This is a genomic window from Frigoribacterium sp. CF331 (assembly GCF_057787905.1).
The window spans coordinates 2,959,060-2,976,402 of sequence record NZ_CM173545.1 but is presented as its reverse complement, the minus strand read 5'-3'; the positions used below and the strand labels follow the sequence as shown (position 1 = coordinate 2,976,402).

Sequence of the window (17,343 nt, the reverse complement as noted above, 5' to 3'; positions counted from 1 at the left end):
TCAGCGTCCCTCCGTCGTGGTCGTGGCGGTCGTCGTGGACCGGGTCGAGGCCGGGCTCGACCGGGGCAACTCGGTCGCGGTGGCGCCGAGCTCGGCGACGGCGGCCCGCACGGCCGCGGCGTCGCCCGTGACGGCGAGGGTCAGGGTGCCGAAGGTGCGCCCCTGGATGTCGTTGACTCCCCCGAAGACGATCTCGAACGACAGGCCGTGACGGGCCAGCAGGGCGAAGACGTCGCGCTGGTCGACGCCGCCCTCGGCGATGCGCACCGACACGAGCGTGCCCTCGTGCCGGGCCCGGAGCGCCTCCAGCTCGTCACCGTGGGGCGTGCCTGCGATGACCGTCGAGACGAACCGCTTCGTCGACGCCTGCTGCGGGTCGGAGAAGACCTCGAAGGTGGGGCCGGTCTCGACGACCCGACCGGCGTCCATGACCGCCACCCGGTCGGCGATCGACTTGATGACGTCCATCTCGTGGGTGATCACGACGATCGTGATGCCGAGCTCGGCGTTGACGCGCTTGAGCAGGGCCAGCACCTCGCTCGTCGTCTCGGGGTCGAGTGCGCTCGTGGCCTCGTCCGCGAGCAGGATGCGCGGGTTCGTGGCGAGGGCACGGGCGATGCCGACGCGCTGCTTCTGGCCGCCCGACAGCTGGTCGGGACGCGCGTGCGCCTTGTCGCCGAGGCCGACGAAGTGCAGCAGGTCGCTGATCCGTCGCTGGTGCTCGGCCTTCGGCACCCCGGCCGCCTTCAACGGGAACTCGACGTTGCCCCAGACGGTCTTCGACGAGAACAGGTTGAACTGCTGGAAGATCATGCCGATGCCGGCCCGCACGCCGCGCAGCTCGCGCTCGCGCAGCCCCGTGATCTCACGGCCGTCGATCTCGATGCGGCCGCTCGTCGTGGGCTCGAGGGCGTTGACGAGACGGACCAGGGTGCTCTTGCCGGCACCCGAGTAGCCGATGATGCCGAAGATCTCGCCCTCGGCGATCTCGAGGCTCACGCCGTCGACCGCGGTCAGCGGGGCGGCGCCCTTCTCTCGGGGCGGGTACGTCTTGACGACGTCGGTCAGGGTGATGGCGGGCACGCGTTCTCCTCGGCACGGGCGGAGGCCCGGACCACGTGCGTCGTCCTGCGCGCGGTCCGGGCCGGGGTGGGCGACCTGGTGGGTCAGCCGTTCTGTTCGACGAGCTTCTCGGTCTCGGTCAACGACTCCACGAGGTCGCTCACGGGGATCTTCGTGATGATCGCCGTGCCGCCCGAGTTGTCGACGACGCCGTCGGTGACGGCCTTGGTGTCCTGGTAGATCCGGACGAGCTTCGCGTAGGTGGGGTCGTCCTTGTCCTCTGCACGCGCGGCGAAGACGTTGGCGTAGGGCACCGAAGACGGGTCGTTCGGGTCGTCCTGGGCGATGACGTCGTCGGTGGACAGGCCGGCCTTGGTCGCGAAGTCGTTGTTGATGATGGCGCCGGCGTAGTCGGGCAGCGACGTGGCGGCGAGGTCGGCGCTCACCGTGGCGACCTCGACCTTCGACTTCGACTCGTCTACGTCGTTGACGCCCGAGAAGATCGTGCCGCCGTCCTTGAGCGAGACCAGGCCGTTCGACTGCAGGACGAGCAGGGCGCGGGCCAGGTTGCTCGAGTCGTCGGGGATGGCGATCGTGTCGCCCTGCCGGAAGTCGCTCAGCTTCGTGTACTTCGACGAGTACAGCGGCAGCGGGTAGATGGCCGTCGACCCGATCGGCACGATGTCGTTGCCCGAGGCCACGTCGTACTGCGCGAGGTAGACGATGTGCTGGAACTGGTTCAGGTCGATCTCGCCGTCGGCGAGGGCGGGGTTCGGCTGCTCGTAGTCCGAGTAGTCGACCAGGTCGACGGTGATGCCCTCGTCGGCCGCGGCCTGGACGAAGTCGGCCCAGTACGGGTCGCTCGCTCCGACGACGCCGATGCGGACGGTCTCGTCGTCGCCTCCGCCGCGGGTGACGCCGATGGCGATGCCGACGGCGGCGAGCACGACGACGACCGCGACGATGACGGCGATCAGTCGACCGGGGCCCTTCTTGGGGGCGTCGATCAAGGGGGCACTGCTGGTCATGGGTTCCTCTCGGGGCGCTGCGGGGGCACCGCTCGGTGGTGGGCCGAGGCTGTCGCGGTGCGTCGTCCATGCTGGCCGACGCCCCGGGCCGCGTCACATCGGCGCGTCACACGACGACACACGCCTCGACCGGCCCGGGGCACGGACGGGACCACGCGCAGGAGGCGCGGTGCGAGGGGTCTCGCACCGCGCCTCCTGAGGGGTCGCGTCGCCGGCGTGGCGAGCCGGGTCAGACGGTGACGACCTCGGGCGAGCCGAGCTCGCCGGGGGGCATCTCGGCCGCGAGGCGGTTGGCCTCGTCGATGAGGGTCTGGACGATCTCGGACTCGGGCACGGTCTTGATGACCTCGCCCTTGACGAAGATCTGACCCTTGCCGTTGCCCGAGGCGACGCCGAGGTCGGCCTCGCGTGCCTCGCCGGGGCCGTTGACGACGCAGCCCATGACGGCGACGCGCAGCGGGACGGTCATGCCCTCGAGGCCGTCGGTGACGTCGTTCGCCAGCTTGTAGACGTCGACCTGGGCGCGTCCGCAGCTGGGGCAGCTGACGATCTCGAGCTTGCGCTCACGCAGGTTGAGCGACTGCAGGATCTGCAGGCCCACCTTGACCTCTTGGGCCGGAGGCGCGCTGAGGCTGACCCGGATCGTGTCGCCGATGCCCTCGCTCAGCAGGATGCCGAACGCCGTCGCCGACTTGATCGTGCCCTGGAACTCGGGACCGGCCTCGGTGACGCCGAGGTGCAGAGGCCAGTCGCCGCGCTCGGCGAGCTGACGGTAGGCCTTCACCATGACGATCGGGTCGTTGTGCTTGACCGAGATCTTGAAGTCGTGGAAGTCGTGCTCCTCGAAGAGCGAGGCCTCCCACACGGCGGACTCGACGAGCGCCTCGGGCGTGGCCTTGCCGTACTTCTGCAGGATGCTCGGCTCGAGCGAACCGGCGTTGACGCCGATGCGGATCGACACGCCCGCCGCCTTCGCCGCCGCGGCGATCTTGCCGACCTGGTCGTCGAACTTGCGGATGTTGCCCGGGTTCACCCGGACCGCCGCGCAGCCGGCGTCGATCGCCTGGTACACGTAGTTCGGCTGGAAGTGGATGTCGGCGATGACCGGGATCTGGCTCTTCTTCGCGATGATCGGAAGGGCCTCGGCGTCGTCACGGCTCGGCACGGCGACGCGCACGATGTCGCAGCCGCTGGCCGTGAGCTCGGCGATCTGCTGGAGGGTCGCGTTGATGTTGGGCGTCGGGGTCGTGGTCATCGACTGGACGCTGACGGGGGCGCCGCCACCCACGAGCACCTTGCCGACCTTGATCTGCCGCGTCTTGCGGCGCGGGGCGAGGACTTCGGGGACCTTCGGCATTCCGAGATTGACTGCTGGCACGGGTGCCATCGTAAACCTCGGCGCTGGACGGCGGGTGACCGACCGTCGACGCGCGGCCGACGGAAGGCGACCGGCCGTCGACGGGCGGCCGCCGACGGGTGGCGGCGGCGGCGTCAGCCGAAGATGTCGATCGGGTTGACGATGTCCGCGTACGTGAGCAACACGGTCATGCCGCCCAGCAGGATGACGACGGCGAAGGTCACCGGGATGGCCTTGGCGGTGTCGACGGGCCCCGGGTCGGGTCGACGGAACAGCTTCGCGAAGCCGCGGCGGACGGCCTCGATCAACGCGCCGGCCACGTGGCCGCCGTCGAGCGGCATGAGGGGCACGAGGTTGAAGACGAAGAGCGCCACGTTGAGGCTCGCCAGCAGGCCGACGAGCGTGCTGATCCGGTCGACCACGGGGATGGTGTCGAGGCTCGCGATCTCGCCCGCCATGCGGCCGACGCCCACGACGCTGACCGGCCCGTTCGGGTCGCGCTCGGCACCACCGAAGGCCGCCTGCGCCACCCCGACGAGACGTTGCGGCAGGCTGACGATGACCCCGGCCACGTGGGCGACGTTGTCGCCGACGGCGGGCAGCACGGCCGTGACCGGCTGACGCACCTTCTCGTAGGCGAAGCCGATGCCGACGAAGCCGACCTCCTGCGTCTGCGAGCTGCCGTCGGGGTTGGTCGCGACGGCCCCGCTCGAGGTCGTCACGTACCGCTCGGACAGCGCCGGGGTCACCTGCAGCGTGCGCTCCGTGCCGTCGCGGTCGACCACCACGTCGAGGGTCTCCCCGGGCGACCGCTGCAGGATGCCCGTGATCTGGTCGCCGTCGGTGACGGTCGTCCCGTCGATCGAGACGATCCGGTCGCCGTTCATCATGCCCGCGGCGTAGGCGGGAGCCTCGGCCGCGTCCGACGGGCAGCTCGTCTCGGTCGACCCGGCGGGCAGCACGCAGGTGCTGACGCTGCCGACGGTCGTGCTCGCCTGCTGGACCCCGAACCCGCAGAGCAGCACGGCGAACAGGGCGATCGCGATGAGCAGGTTCATGAACGGCCCGCCGAGCATGATGATCACCCGCTTGTGGACCGGCAGTCGGTAGAACGTCCGCGACTCGTCGCCCTCGTCCACCGTCTCGGCGCTGGCCGTGCGCGCGTCCTGCACGAGGGTGTTGAAGAAGCCGGTGCTCGATTGGCGCGCGCCTCCCCCGGTCTTGCCCGGAGGGAACATCCCCGACATCGAGATGTAGCCACCGAGCGGCAGCGCCTTGACCCCGTACTCGGTCTCGCCCTTCTTGCGCGAGAAGACGGTCGGCCCGAAGCCGATCATGTACTGGCCGACCTTCACGCCGAACTTCTTCGCCGGCACGAGGTGACCCACCTCGTGCAGGGCGATCGACACGGCCAACCCGACGACCAGGACCAGGACGCCGAGCACGAAGAGGAGGATCGTCTGCACCGGGCAAGGGTAGCCGCCCCTGGCCGGGCGTCCACCGCGCCGACGCCATGACGACGCTGGGAGCCCCGAACTGGGGCGGCGGCTCAGCGGGCCAGCAGCTCTGAGGGGCGGTGGCTCAGCGGGCCAGCAGCTCTGAGGGGCGGCGGCTCAGCGGGCCAGAAGCGAGTCCGCCTCGGCCCGTGCCCAGCGTTCGGCGTCGAGCACGCCCTCGAGGCTGCTCTCGCCCGGTGCGTGCCGGTCGACGACGGCGTCGACCACGTCGAGGATGTCGAGGTAGCCCACCCGGCCGGCGTGGAACGCCAGGACGGCCTGCTCGTTCGCCGCGTTGAAGACGGCCGGGTACGTGCCGCCGGCCCGCCCGACCTGCTTCGCGAGCCGGACGGCCGGGAACGCCTCGTCGTCGAGCGGCTCGAAGGTCCACGAGGAGGCGCGGGTCCAGTCGAGCGGGGCCCCCACGCCCTCGACGCGGTCCGGCCAGGCGAGCCCGAGCGAGATCGGCAGCCGCATGTCGGGCGGCGAGGCCTGCGCGATGGTCGAGCCGTCGACGAACTCGACCATCGAGTGGACGATCGACTGCGGGTGGACCGTGACGTCGATGTGGTCGTAGTCGACGTCGAAGAGGAGGTGCGCCTCGATGACCTCGAGCCCCTTGTTGACGAGGGTCGACGAGTTCGTCGTGACCACGAGGCCCATGTCCCAGGTCGGATGCGCCAGGGCCTCACGCGGTGTGACGTCGGCGAGGGAGTCGCGGGTGCGGCCACGGAACGGACCGCCCGAAGCGGTCAGGACGAGTCGGCGCACCTCGCGCGTGGTGCCCGACCGGAGGGCCTGGGCTATCGCGGAGTGCTCGGAGTCGACGGGCACGATCTGCCCGGGAGCGGCCCGCCGCTTCACGAGGTCGCCCCCCACGATGAGGCTCTCCTTGTTGGCCAGGGCGAGCGAGGCACCCGAGTCGAGGGCGGCGAGCGTCGGGGCCAGCCCGACCGACCCGGTGATGCCGTTCAGCACGACGTCGGCCCGGACGTCTCGCACGAGCTGGACCGACTCGTCCGTGCCGAGGGCGGTGTGCTCGACGCCGAACTCCGCCGCCTGCGCGGCCAGCCCGTCGCGGTCGGAACCGGCCGAGAGGCCGACGACCTCGAACAGGTCGGGGTGGGCCCGGACGACGTCCAGGGCCTGCACCCCGATCGAACCGGTGGAGCCGAGGATGGTGATGCGACGCATGTGGTCAGCCTAGGGCGACGGCGGTCGACCGGGCCGTCGTCAGGCCACGGCGAGGATGTCGATGACGAAGACCAGGGTGTCGCCGCCGCCGATGCCGGCCGACGGCTGGCCGGCGTCGCCGTACCCTTCGCTCGGCGGGATGATCACGACGACCTGCGAGCCCACCGTCTGACCGATCATGGCCTTCGCGAAGCCGGGCACGACCTGGTCGGTCGAGAACGGCGTGGGCGTGCCCTTGCCCCAGCTCTGGTCGAAGACCTCGCCCGTCGTCCAGTTGACGCCCTGGTACTGGACGGTCACGTTCGCCGGATCGGGCACGACGGCGCCGTCGCCCTTCTTCAACACCTCGATCCGGAGGTCGGACGGCGGGTCGGTGCCGGCCGGGATCGTGACGGTCGGCTGGCCGTCGTCGGCGAGCTCGACGGTCGGGAACCCGTCCGTCGGTGGCTGCGCCTCGCCGGTCGCCTTCGTCGGCACGATCGAGACGACGTCGGCCACGATCACGACGGGCGACGGCGCGGCGTCCTGCTCGGTGGCGGTGGCGGTCGTCATGTCGGCGGCCGAGGCGACGGTCACCGTGCGGCTGCCCGAGGCGACACAGGCGATCGCGTCGACGATGCCCGGCACGTAGTAGTCGGTGCTGACCGTCAGCTGCGTCGGCTGCTGCCCCTCGTCGAACCCGGCCGACGTCACCTCGGCCCCGGTCGCGGCGTCGTAGACCGCGATGCGGACGTTCGCGACCGAGCCCTGCTCGGCGACCTCTCCGCTGCCCTCGACGAGCGTGGTCCGCTGCGTCGAGGTGACCTCGAGCGGGGAGTCGAAGCTCACCTCGGGCTTGGAACCGACGTCGCCGGTGACGTCGACCGCGTCGGACGACGCACCGGGATCGGGTGCCCGGCAGTCGCCGGACGCTCCGCTCGCCGAGGGCGCCGGCTCGTCGGGACCGCTGGTGGTGCAGCCGCCCAGCACGAGCGCGAGGACCGGCACGGCCACGAGGGCGACCCACCGACCCCGGCGGACGGATGCCGAGGGCACGGGAGGCGCGGTGCGCGTCATCGGGGGACGGTCTCGTCGGTCGACGTCGGCGGCCGGCTCAGGAGACGGCGAGGATGTCGATGACGAAGACGAGCGTGTCGGTGCCCGAGATGCCCGCCTGCGGGGCGCCGGACTCGCCGTAGCCGTCGGCCGGCGGGATGACCACGAGGGTCTGCGACCCGACGGTCTGGCCGACCATGCCGTCGGCGAAGCCCGTGATGACCTGGTCGGTCGAGAACGTCGCGGGCGCCCCGCGCGACCAGCTCTCGTCGAAGATCTCGCCGGTGTTCCAGATGACGCCCTGGTACTGGACGGTGACGGTGTCACCGGCCTGGACCGTCGCGCCGTCACCCTTGATGAGCGTCTCGACGCCCAGCTCGGTCGGTGCGTCGGCGTTGGGCACGGTCACCGTGGGACGGCCGTCGGCGTCGAGTTCGACGGTCGGGAACCCGGCCTGCGGGGCCTGGGGTTCGCCGCTCGCGCGCCGGGGGACGTCGGAGGTCGCCGACGCCGAGCTGCTCGGCGTCGAGGCGTCGGTCGAGCCGCCCGCGTCGCCGGCACAGGCGGCCAGGGACAGGACGAGGGCGGGGACGGCCAGGAGGGCGAGGGAGCGGCGCATGGTGGTCTCTCGGTCGGGGTGGAGGGGGTCGTGCCGCAGGTGACGGCGCGGCGGACGTGCCGTGCCATTGTGCCTCACGCCCGGTCGGCTTCTCTGGACGCCGCCACCACGGTGGGCTCGTGCCCGACGGGGAAGGCGACGGACGCCGCGATGAAGCACTTCTTGCTCGCCTCGGCGTGCAGCTCGAGGGCGCGCTCGACCATGCCCTCGTCGGCGACCGTCACGACGGGCCGGAGGGTCACGGACGTGAAGCGCCCGCCGCCGTCGTGCGTCTGGGTCATCCGCCCCACGGCCGCGTCCTCGTAGGCGACGACCACCACGCCGGCCGTGGCCGCGACGTGCAGGTAGCTGAGGAGGTGGCACTGTGCCAGCGCGGCCAGGAGCAGCTCTTCCGGGTTCCACCGGTCGGCGTCCCCGTGGAAGGTGCGGTCGGCCGAGGCCAGGACGTCGTGCCGCTTGCCCGTCGCGACGATGGTGGCGTCGCGTCCGTACGAGCGGTACGAGGTCGTGCCCTCGCCGCGGTCGCCCGTCCAGCGGACGTCGACGGAGTAGTCGTGGTCGAGCATGCTGCCTCCTCCTCGGGCCCGGGTGGGGGCGACGTGGTCGCCGGTCGGGCCTCGGTACACTCCCCATCATGACCGACCCCCGCCCCGCCACGACCACCCGTCACCCCCTCACCGCCTCGGGCAGCGTCGAGCTGGCCGTGCTCGAGCGCTCGGGCTGGGACGAGAGCCGGCACCTCGGCGCGGGCGTCGTCGTGGACGCCGACGGTCGCGAGCTGAGGCGGGTCGGTGACGCCGACGCCACGATCTACCCGCGCTCGTGCCTCAAGCCGCTCCAGGCGCTCACGGTGCTGCGTTCGGGTGTCTCCCTCGACGGCCCCCAGGCCGTGCTCGCCACGGCGAGCCACGCCGGCACCCCGGCGCACCTCGAGGTCGTCGAGGCGCTGCTCGCCCGGTCCGGCAGCACCGAGGCCGACCTGCTCTGCCCGCCCGACTGGCCGGGTGACCGGGCCAGCGCGCGCCGGGCGACCGAGAAGCGACGCCTCGCCATGAACTGCTCGGGCAAGCACGCCTCGTTCCTGCTGGCCTGTGCCGAGAACGGGTGGGACCCGTCGAGCTACGTGGCGACCGACCACCCCCTGCAGGCCGCCGTCCGCGACACGGTCGCCGAGCTGACCGACGAGACCGTGGACCACTCCGGGGTCGACGGGTGCGGTGCCCCGGTCATCGCGACCACCGTGGCCGGTCTCGCTCGGGCGGTGGCGCGGATGACGGGGTCGGTCCACGCGACGGGTGCCGCGCGTGACGACCACGCCGCGCACCTGGTCGAGGCCGTCCTCGGCGACGCCTGGGCGATCGACGGCCCGGGCCGGGCCAACACCGTGACCATCGACGAGCTGGGCGTCCTGGCGAAGCTCGGGGCCGAGGGCGTCATGGTGATGGGCACGACGGACGGCGTGGCCGTGGCGGTCAAGGTGCTCGACGGGAACGTGAGGGCCGGCACCCTGGTCGCCCTGCGCCTCCTGGTCGACGAGGGTGCCGTCGACGCGGCCGCGGCCGACCGCGTCGTCGAGCGCACGCTCGAGAAGGTCACCGGCGGCGACGGCCTCGTCGGTCGCATCCGTCTCGGCGGAGGTCTCGACCGCTAGACGCGACGTGCTCACGCGTCGAGCACCGACACGAACGCGACGCGGAGGCTCTGCCGGCAGGGCCGGCCGCCGGTGGAGGTGACCAGGGCCTCGCCGTCCGCCCCCACCAGCAGGACGGTGTCGGCCGATGCGGGCTCGTGCGTGGCGGGCCCGGCCGAGAGCGTCCGTGGTCCGACCAGGACGCACTCGACGGCCGCGGCGGCATCGGCGGGCGGTGCCCCCGCGGCTCGCAGCTGCCGGCGCAGACCCGATGCGATGGCCTCGGCCACGACGGGCGGACCGACGACCCGGACGGTCGTCGCGAGGGGCACGCACAGCGGTGCCTCGTCGAGGGTGGCGGCCTCGTCACGCAGCCGCTCGAGGCGGGCCACGACCGGATCGTCCGGATCGAGGTGGTCCTCGGGGCGTCCCTCGAGCACGAGCCCGCTGGAGGCGCGACCCACCCCGAGCACCAGGGCCCGGGGCGCCCGCCGCGCGACGTCGTCCGCCCGGACCCGTTCGGCCGTCGGATACCACGCGGCCAGCTCCCGCGACCGCGCCGCCCGCAGGCGTGCGACGGTCTCGTCGACCTCGTCCAGCGCGGCCTCGAACCGCCTCCGCTCGCGACGGGTCGTCAGCATCGAACCGACGAGTCGGTCGGCCGCCCATCCCGGGACCACGGCGAGGGCCGTCGCCGCCGTCACGGCCGTCGTGCCCGCGGGCCCCGCCCCGAGGACGAGGCCGCAGACGGCGGCGGCGAGGGCGGCCGCCGTGACGCTGGCGACGGGGGCGGCGGTGGGGCGGGGACGCACCGGCGGGGGCGGCAACCGGACGGGCGCGGGACCGACCGGCGACCTCGTCGCCTCGGAGGTTCTCGTCGCCTCGGGAGTTCTCGTCGCCGCAGGAGTTCTCATGGCCTCAGTGGACCGCGTCCGCGACGGCCCGTGACACGACACGCACGCCCCTGGGGACGGCGGCCGTCTCGGACGCAACGGGGACGAGGCGTCGTTCAGACCACGACGAAGAACTGCTCGCCGATCTCGACCCTCGTGCCTCGCGTCACCCGGACGCGCACACCGGGATCGGCGCGGCGCGGTGGCAGGTCTCGGGGCCGCACCACCGTGCCGTTGCCGGACCACCGGTCGCTGATCCACAGGGCGCCGGCCTCTTGACCGAACTCGAGGTGGGTCTTCGACACGGACTTCCCCGGATCGACGATGCGGACCAGTTGGTCGAACCGCTCCCCCGGCTGAGGCGCCGGAGCGCGACCGACGAGCCCGGTGCCACCGATCGTGATGCTCTCGCCCGTGCTGAACTGCAGCACGAACTCGGACCCCAGGGTGCCGCGACGGACGATGCGCGTCTCGTCGACGTCGTCGTCGGTGGGCAGGTCGACGGGCGGACGTCGAGGCCGCCACGACGGAGCGGACGACGACGTCGGAGCCGGCGGGAGGTCGGCGACGGCCGGTCGCGGCGTCACGGCGGGACGCTCGGCCCGGAAGCCCGGGACGTGGTCGATCGGCTCGGGGGCGTGGCGAGCCGCGGGACGGTGGTGGGCACCACCCTGACCGTCCGGAGCGCCCGGGGCCGGGTCACCCGTCGGAGGATCGGCGGAGGTCCGCCGATCGGCGGCCTCGTGGTCGTCGGGGCGTTCGTCGGGGGCAGGCGTCGACGAGCGCGAACCCGTTCCGGATTCGGAGGCCGGGTCCGAACCCGCGTCGTCGGCCGGGGCGGGACGGCGACGGTGGTCGGCATCGTCGGCCGGACGCCACTCGGGAGGGAGAGGGGCGATCGGGCCGGTGAACGAGAGGGCGACCGACTGGACCACGGCACCGCACTCGCCGCAGAAGATGTCGTCCTCGCCGATCGAGGCTCCGCACTGCGTGCAGCGTTCGGGCACGAACGCCGAACCCGGTTCGACGAGCGGTGCGGGCTCGACGAGGGGTGTCGGCGAGACGAGGGGGGCGGGTGCAGGACGGACGGCCTCCCCGGGCTCTGCGAGCTCGGCGGCCTCGCCGGGCTCTGCACGCCCCGCGGGTTCCGTGGGCTCTGCGCGCTCGGGGGCCGGGGCCGCCGGCGAGGTCGAACGGACGCGGGCGTCGAGGGCCGCGACCGGCGCGGTGTCACCGTCCTGCGGCGCGTCGATCGTCTGGTGCACGAGGCGAGGAGGCGCGGCTGCGGGGACGTCGGCCCCCTCGTCGGCGCCGGCGGCATCGTGAGCGACGCCACCGGCGTCGGACGGGTCGCCCTCGCCGCGCTCGTGAGCCGCGACAGCCGCCGCGTCGGTCGACGTGCCGGTCGGGTCGTCGGACGGGGTCTCGCTCACGTCCTCGTCGTCGACCCGGTCGACGGACGCCCCGTGCCCGGGCTGTCCCGGGGCGACGTCGCGGTCGTCGGCCGTCTCGCGCACGGGGTGGTCGTCGGACGCGACGGGGGTCAGCGACGCCGTCCAGAGCGGGGCCGAGGCGGGCCGCGGCCCGTTCTCGGAGTGTCGGGACGGTGACCGGAGGGGCGCACCGGCCTCGCTCGCCCGAGGAGCCGGAGGGCTCGACGGACGTGAGGTGGCCGTCGGCTCGACCCGCACCTCCTCGGCGAGGACCGAGACGTCCGGAGTCGCCGGGGGCGTCCGCGCGACGACCGGGTCGCCGACGGGCCACGCCGGGGGGTCGGGCACGGAGGCAGGCCGGACGGCGGTGGGCGTGACGGCATCGACCTCGTCGACCTCGTCGACCTCGACGCCGTCGGCCTCACCGGTGGCAGGCACCGGCGCGGCCGGCATCGGGCCGTCGGGCCGGGAGACCGGGGTGTCGGGCCCTGGGGTCGGGGGCACGGGGGCCGGTTCGGCCTGCCGATCGCGCACCCACCAGGGTGGTTCCGCCCCGTCGCCGCGACGAGGACGGGACGTCGCCCGCGACGGCTGGGGGACGTCGGCTCCGCTCGTCGCGTCGACGTGCTCGGCAGCCGCCTCGGCACGCCGACGGGCGGCGGCGAGGTCCGAGCTCGAGACCGCCCGACCGCACTCGCCGCAGAACATCGCCCCGACGGGCAGGGGGCTGGCACAGGTGGGGCAGTACATCAGTTGTTCCTCTGGCGCTCGGGACGTGTGCGCCCATGGTAACCACGCAGCGATCGGAGCGAGACCGCCGCCGCGAACCGCTGGCGCCTGGTGAGCCCCACTCCGAGGGCTCGTCGCATCTCGGCGACGGCGGTCCAGACCCGGTCGGCGTCGGCCTCGGCCGGTGCGTTCGGCGAGAACACGGCCCGGTCGGCGACCCTCGCGAGCACGGCCGGACGCGACCCTCCGACCACGGCGGCGACCTCGCTCCGCGTCGCCGAGGGTGGGGTGCGGATGCCGTGGTCGACGACGGCGTCCTGGAACTCGTGCCACCCACCGCTGATGCGGGCCGAGGGGCTCTGAGCGGTCCGGCGTCGCCGGCGCCTTCGGGCCTTGAGGGCGACGACGGTGACGAACGGGGCCGCGAGCAGTCCGGCGACGAGGGCGCTCCACCCGGCGACGCGGGCGATGAGCAGGACCGTCGCCAGCCAGGCCGGAGGGGTCTCGGGGTCGTCCTGCTCGGACTGGGGCGGGGTCTGGTCGTCCCGCACCTGCGGGTCTCGGGGTGGAGGCTGGACGACGGACTCGGGACGCGAGATCTGCGTGGGGTCCTGCACCTGGTCTTCGGGGATCGGCCGTTCGACCGGGTTCGGATCGAGGGTCACCCAACCGTACTGGGCGGTGTCGACCTCGATCCAGGCGGTGATGCTCGACCCGGTGACGTCGACGGGCCCACCCTCGACGGTGTCGCCGGCGTCGGCCCCGCCCTCGGCTGCGGTGGGCGCGAAGCCCATGACGACCCGAGCCGGGAAACCCAGCTGGTCGGCCATGAGGGCCGCCGCGGTCGCGTACTGTTCGGCGTCGCCGATCATGACGGGGTCGGTGAAGAGCTGCGCGATGCGGTCCGCCCCGTGCCCCGAACGACTGACGGGCTCGTCGGCCGAGACCCCGTGACTCACGTAGCCTTCCTCGCGCAGCGCGGTCAGCGCGGCCTGCAGCCGCTCCCCCGGCTCCTGGAGGCCGGCGACGTCGTCTTCCAGCGACGACGCCAGTTCGTCCGGCACGTCGCGGGGCGACGGTACCGTGGCCGTGCCCGGGGTGAGGCCGTCGAGCTCGTCGTCCCCCGGCTGGCGGGGCACGACGGCGTCCATGCGGTACGAGTCGCCCTGCCGCAGGCCACCGAGGACGACGGCCGAGCCGGTGACGTCGTTGTAGAAGAACGCGTCGCGTCGGGCGTCCGCCGTCGGTCCGTCGAACGTCACCGACTCGAGCTGTCCGACGGTGGGCACCCACAGGTCGTCGTACGCCCCGACCGTGACCTCGACCGTGCTCCGCTCGCCCACGACGGCCGACTGGTCGACGGCGGACGGGACGCGGGTGAAGAAGCCCGAGGCGCTGTCGACCTCGCCGCTGCCGACGCTGTAGACGACGCCGTCGTAGGTGTCGAGGGTGGCGAGGCGGAGACGCTCTCCGTCGCGCAGGCCGGTGACCCTGAGCAGCGTCCCGTCGACGGCGGGTTCTTGCTCGTAGGCCCGGAAGCCGCTCAGGGGGCTGACCCGGTCCCGGGGGTCGAACGGTTGCTCGACGACCGTGCGCGCGACCGTGCGAGACGTCGCCGGCGGCGCAGCCGAGACGGCGAGAGTCCCGCCGGCCCCCGCGACGGCCAACGTCGCGAGGGTCCCGACGACCGCCCGGACGACGACGGGGCGGTGGCCGGCCGGCGTGCCGGGGACACGGGCCGTCAGGGCGTCCAGGGCCAGGCGCCGTCGGCGGAGGCGCCACCAGACCACCCACGCGACCACCGTCACGAGCACGGCGAGACCCGTCACGCGGGGCCACCAGGCCTCGGCGGGGCCGAGCACGATCCCCGCGATCCAGACGACCACGGGGACGACGGCCGCGAGTTCACCGCGTCGGCTGCGGAGCGCCACCGACAGCCCGACGACGGTGCCGACCAGCACCAGCACGAGGACCGGTACGAGCAGGGCCTCGTAGCTGCCCACCGGCAACGCGATGGTGACCAGGCGCTTCCAACCGAGGGCCGTCGCCGAGACGAGCGTGAGCAGTCCCCTGCCCGTGGGAAGCACCCCGGCCAGTGCCTGGGACGGCACGGCGAGGGGGACGCCCAGCACGAGGTACGCCACGAGCGTGGCCACGAGGACCCAGACGCTGGACAGCCTGAGGACGGCCGCGCCGAGGGCGATCGCGGCACCGACGACGAAGGCGACGAGCGCGAGGACGACGAAGGCGACGCTGCCGTAGACCGGCCAGAAGGTGGCGGTCGCGCTGCCGGTCGAGAGGGCGGACAACCCCACGGCGGTGCCCACGAACGGAGCCCGGAGGCGGGTCGGGCGGGTGCGGGCTCGGACGCGCGGAACGGGCGTCGCCGCAGCCGCGGCGGCCGCCGGCCCGCGGCCGACGTCGTCGGGGCTCATGCGCCGGCCGTCCGGGCGAGCGACTTCTGGAGGTCCTCGAGGTAGCCGATGGTGAGCACCGTCAGATCGGCGATGCGCCTCATGCCGGGCACCGTCTCGGGGTCGCACACGATCGCGACGGCCTCGACGCCCATCGGGAACTTCGTGGCCGCAGCGCGCATCTCGGTCACCGTCGTCGTCGACCCGACCACCAGGAAGGCCACCGAGATGCCCCCGATGCGGTCGCCGGCCACGCGGGCCACGTCCGTGATCGCGAGAGCCGACTCGGCCGTCGTCACGACGGCGAGCTCGTCGAGCAGCCTGTTGCGCGTGAGTGTGCTCAGGGTGCGGATCTCGAGGTTCTTGCGCTTCGCGAACTCGGGGGTCGTCTCACCCACGACGACGCTGACCTCGCGGGCGTCACGGATGGCCCGGGCTCCCAACGACCCCGCGACGCTCACCGCCAGCTCGAACTCGTCGTCGTTCGCGAAGTCCCCGCCCGCCAGGCTCAACGCGATGACGAGGTGGCTGCGGCGGCTCTCCTCGAACTGGCGGACCATGTAGGTGCCGGTCTTGGCGGTCGACCTCCAGTGGATGTTCCGACGCTCGTCGCCCGGCTGGTACTCGCGGAGGGCGTGGAAGGAGATGTCGCTCGGCGACAGGTCGCGCGTCGGGTTGCCCTCGAGGTCGCGGATGAGACCGGTGCTGGTGCTGGGGATGCCGATCGTGCGGGGGTGGACGAAGACCTCGGTCACGCCCGTCCATTCGATCTCCCGACGGGCGAGGCCCACCGGGTCGCCCCGCACCGTGCTCACGGGCCCGACGGCGACGACGCCCCGACGCGTCGTCGGGAGGTCGAACGACTCCGAGACCTCGTCACCGGCCCGGAGGCTCGGCAGGTCGATCTCGGCGAGCCCCGGGCCGACCGGCACCTCGACGGCCACGCCGAGGATGCGGCGTCCACCGGCGTTGCGGACCCGCACGCCGCCCGAGGCCGGGACGCCGACGGCCACCCGCTCGTGAGGGATCTCGAGCGTGATGCGGACCGCGTTGCGGCCGATCAGCGCGAGCCCGGCGACGACGAGCAGGACGACCATCGCGTAGCCGACCACCACGAACTCGGTCCAGCCGAGCAGGTAGCCGAGGAGCAGGGCGACGGGTGCGGCGGCCAGTGCCGTCCAGCCGAACGGCGTGACCACCGAGGAGGCGCTGGTGAAGGCCCGACGCACGCTGCGGCGGGCACCCCGGGTCGCCCTCACCACGAGGACGAGCACGTCGGCCCCGACACCCGTGCGGTCGCCCACGATGCGGGTCCGCGCGTTCGTCAGGCCCTGCGTGCCGGTCGAGAACGCCGAGTCGAACCGGTGCTCGACGCCACGCGAGCCTCCTCGTGGTCGCGTGCGACCCGTCCTCCCGGCGTCCGTGGTCGCACCCGGCGCGGACCGGGTGGCCGGGCCGGCACCCCGGGGATGCTCGCTCACACGGCTACCCGTTCGGCGGGCGGCGCCGTCTCGATCAACAGCTGACTGACGACGCTGGAAGGGGTGACGCCGTCGAACTCGGCTTCGGGGTCGAGAACGAGACGGTGTGCGAGCACGGGTTCGGCCAGGGACTTCACGTCGTCGGGGATGACGTAGTGTCGCCCGAGCGACGCGGCGTAGGTCTTAGCCGTGCGGACGAGGGCCAGGGCCCCGCGGACGCTCACGCCGAGTCGGACCTCCTGGGCGGTCCTCGTCCCGTCGACGAGTCGGGCGACGTAGTCGCTGATGGTCGGCTCGACGTGCACCGTCCGTGCCAGCTGGGCCATCTCGGTGATGACCCCCGCCTGGACGATCGGGTTGAGGCTGCCCTCGTGGACCCGCGTGGCGGAACCCTCGAGGATGCGCACCGTCGCCGCGTGGTCGGGGTAGCCGATCGACGTCTTCATGATGAAACGGTCGAGCTGAGCCTCGGGCAGACGGTAGGTGCCGGCCTGCTCAACCGGGTTCTGCGTCGCGATGACCATGAACGGCGAACCCACGGGGTGGCTGACGCCGTCGACGGTCACCCTGCTCTCTTCCATGACCTCGAGCAGGGCCGACTGCGTCTTGGGGCTGGCACGGTTGATCTCGTCGGCGAGCACGATGTTGGAGAAGATCGGGCCCCGGTGGAACTCGAACTCGCCGGCTTTCTGGTCGTAGATGCTCACGCCCGTGATGTCACCGGGCAGCAGGTCGGGCGTGAACTGGACCCGGTTGCTCGTGCCCTGGACGCTCTGGGCGATCGCCCGGGCGAGCGAGGTCTTGCCCGTCCCCGGGAAGTCCTCGAGCAGGAGGTGCCCCTCGCTCAGCAGCGCCGTGAACGACAGGCGGACGACGAAGGTCTTGCCCAGCAGCACCTGGTCGACGTTCGCCACCAGGCGTCCGAAGATGTCGGAGAACCAGGTCGCCTGCTCGGGGGTCATGCTCATCGTG

14 protein-coding genes are annotated in these 17,343 nt (G+C 73.0%); 1 reads left to right on the top strand and 13 read right to left on the bottom strand.

Translation table 11 applies throughout. The features are described from left to right. The 8 genes from AC3CCI_RS13805 to AC3CCI_RS13770 all read right to left on the bottom strand — a co-directional run bounded on the left by AC3CCI_RS13805 (position 1) and on the right by AC3CCI_RS13770 (position 8,357). Positions 1-1,083: a methionine ABC transporter ATP-binding protein gene (locus AC3CCI_RS13805; RefSeq protein ID WP_488627530.1), complete on the bottom strand. Its 1,083-nt coding sequence runs from the start codon at positions 1,081-1,083 to the stop codon at positions 1-3. A gap of 83 nt (positions 1,084-1,166) precedes the next feature. Then, entirely contained in the window at positions 1,167-2,090 is a 924-nt protein-coding gene (locus AC3CCI_RS13800) for a MetQ/NlpA family ABC transporter substrate-binding protein (protein ID WP_488627529.1), read from the bottom strand. Between the two features lie 229 nt (positions 2,091-2,319). After that, entirely contained in the window at positions 2,320-3,468 is a 1,149-nt protein-coding gene (gene ispG / locus AC3CCI_RS13795; RefSeq protein WP_354592842.1) for a flavodoxin-dependent (E)-4-hydroxy-3-methylbut-2-enyl-diphosphate synthase, read from the bottom strand. A gap of 113 nt (positions 3,469-3,581) precedes the next feature. Further along, complete coding sequence (locus tag AC3CCI_RS13790; protein ID WP_354592843.1) at positions 3,582-4,913, bottom strand: M50 family metallopeptidase; 1,332 nt, start codon at positions 4,911-4,913, stop codon at positions 3,582-3,584. Positions 4,914-5,060: 147 nt separating this feature from the next. After that, complete coding sequence (gene dxr, locus AC3CCI_RS13785; protein ID WP_354592844.1) at positions 5,061-6,137, bottom strand: 1-deoxy-D-xylulose-5-phosphate reductoisomerase; 1,077 nt, start codon at positions 6,135-6,137, stop codon at positions 5,061-5,063. A 39-nt stretch (positions 6,138-6,176) separates the two neighbouring features. Then, positions 6,177-7,193, bottom strand: a complete 1,017-nt coding sequence (locus AC3CCI_RS13780) for an FKBP-type peptidyl-prolyl cis-trans isomerase (protein ID WP_488627528.1) — start codon at positions 7,191-7,193, stop codon at positions 6,177-6,179. Positions 7,194-7,230: 37 nt separating this feature from the next. Then, positions 7,231-7,791 carry an FKBP-type peptidyl-prolyl cis-trans isomerase gene (locus AC3CCI_RS13775; RefSeq protein ID WP_488627527.1) on the bottom strand — a complete coding sequence of 187 codons (561 nt, stop codon included), beginning with the start codon at positions 7,789-7,791 and terminating at the stop codon, positions 7,231-7,233. A gap of 74 nt (positions 7,792-7,865) precedes the next feature. Then, the gene (locus AC3CCI_RS13770; protein ID WP_354592847.1) at positions 7,866-8,357 is read right to left on the bottom strand and encodes an OsmC family protein; all 492 of its coding nucleotides are present in this window, start codon (positions 8,355-8,357) and stop codon (positions 7,866-7,868) included. Between the two features lie 68 nt (positions 8,358-8,425). Here AC3CCI_RS13770 and AC3CCI_RS13765 point away from each other — a divergent pair, with 68 nt between their 5' ends. Then, positions 8,426-9,442 carry an asparaginase gene (locus AC3CCI_RS13765; RefSeq protein WP_488627526.1) on the top strand — a complete coding sequence of 339 codons (1,017 nt, stop codon included), beginning with the start codon at positions 8,426-8,428 and terminating at the stop codon, positions 9,440-9,442. 11 nt (positions 9,443-9,453) lie between these two features. Here AC3CCI_RS13765 and AC3CCI_RS13760 read toward each other — a convergent pair whose 3' ends face one another. From AC3CCI_RS13760 to AC3CCI_RS13740, 5 genes are all read right to left on the bottom strand, one after another. Further along, on the bottom strand, positions 9,454-10,233 hold the full coding sequence (locus AC3CCI_RS13760) for a hypothetical protein (RefSeq protein WP_488627525.1): 780 nt from the start codon (positions 10,231-10,233) through the stop codon (positions 9,454-9,456). Between the two features lie 197 nt (positions 10,234-10,430). Continuing rightward, positions 10,431-12,497: a zinc-ribbon domain-containing protein gene (locus AC3CCI_RS13755; RefSeq protein ID WP_488627524.1), complete on the bottom strand. Its 2,067-nt coding sequence runs from the start codon at positions 12,495-12,497 to the stop codon at positions 10,431-10,433. Then, positions 12,497-14,911, bottom strand: coding sequence for a transglutaminase TgpA family protein (locus AC3CCI_RS13750; protein ID WP_488627523.1), 2,415 nt, complete (start codon positions 14,909-14,911; stop codon positions 12,497-12,499). The genes AC3CCI_RS13755 and AC3CCI_RS13750 overlap by 1 nt, the downstream gene beginning before the upstream one ends. Then, on the bottom strand, positions 14,908-16,371 hold the full coding sequence (locus AC3CCI_RS13745) for a DUF58 domain-containing protein (RefSeq protein WP_354592852.1): 1,464 nt from the start codon (positions 16,369-16,371) through the stop codon (positions 14,908-14,910). The genes AC3CCI_RS13750 and AC3CCI_RS13745 overlap by 4 nt, the downstream gene beginning before the upstream one ends. Next, positions 16,368-17,339: an AAA family ATPase gene (locus AC3CCI_RS13740; RefSeq protein ID WP_488627522.1), complete on the bottom strand. Its 972-nt coding sequence runs from the start codon at positions 17,337-17,339 to the stop codon at positions 16,368-16,370. The genes AC3CCI_RS13745 and AC3CCI_RS13740 overlap by 4 nt, the downstream gene beginning before the upstream one ends. Between the last annotated feature and the right edge of the window lie 4 nt (positions 17,340-17,343).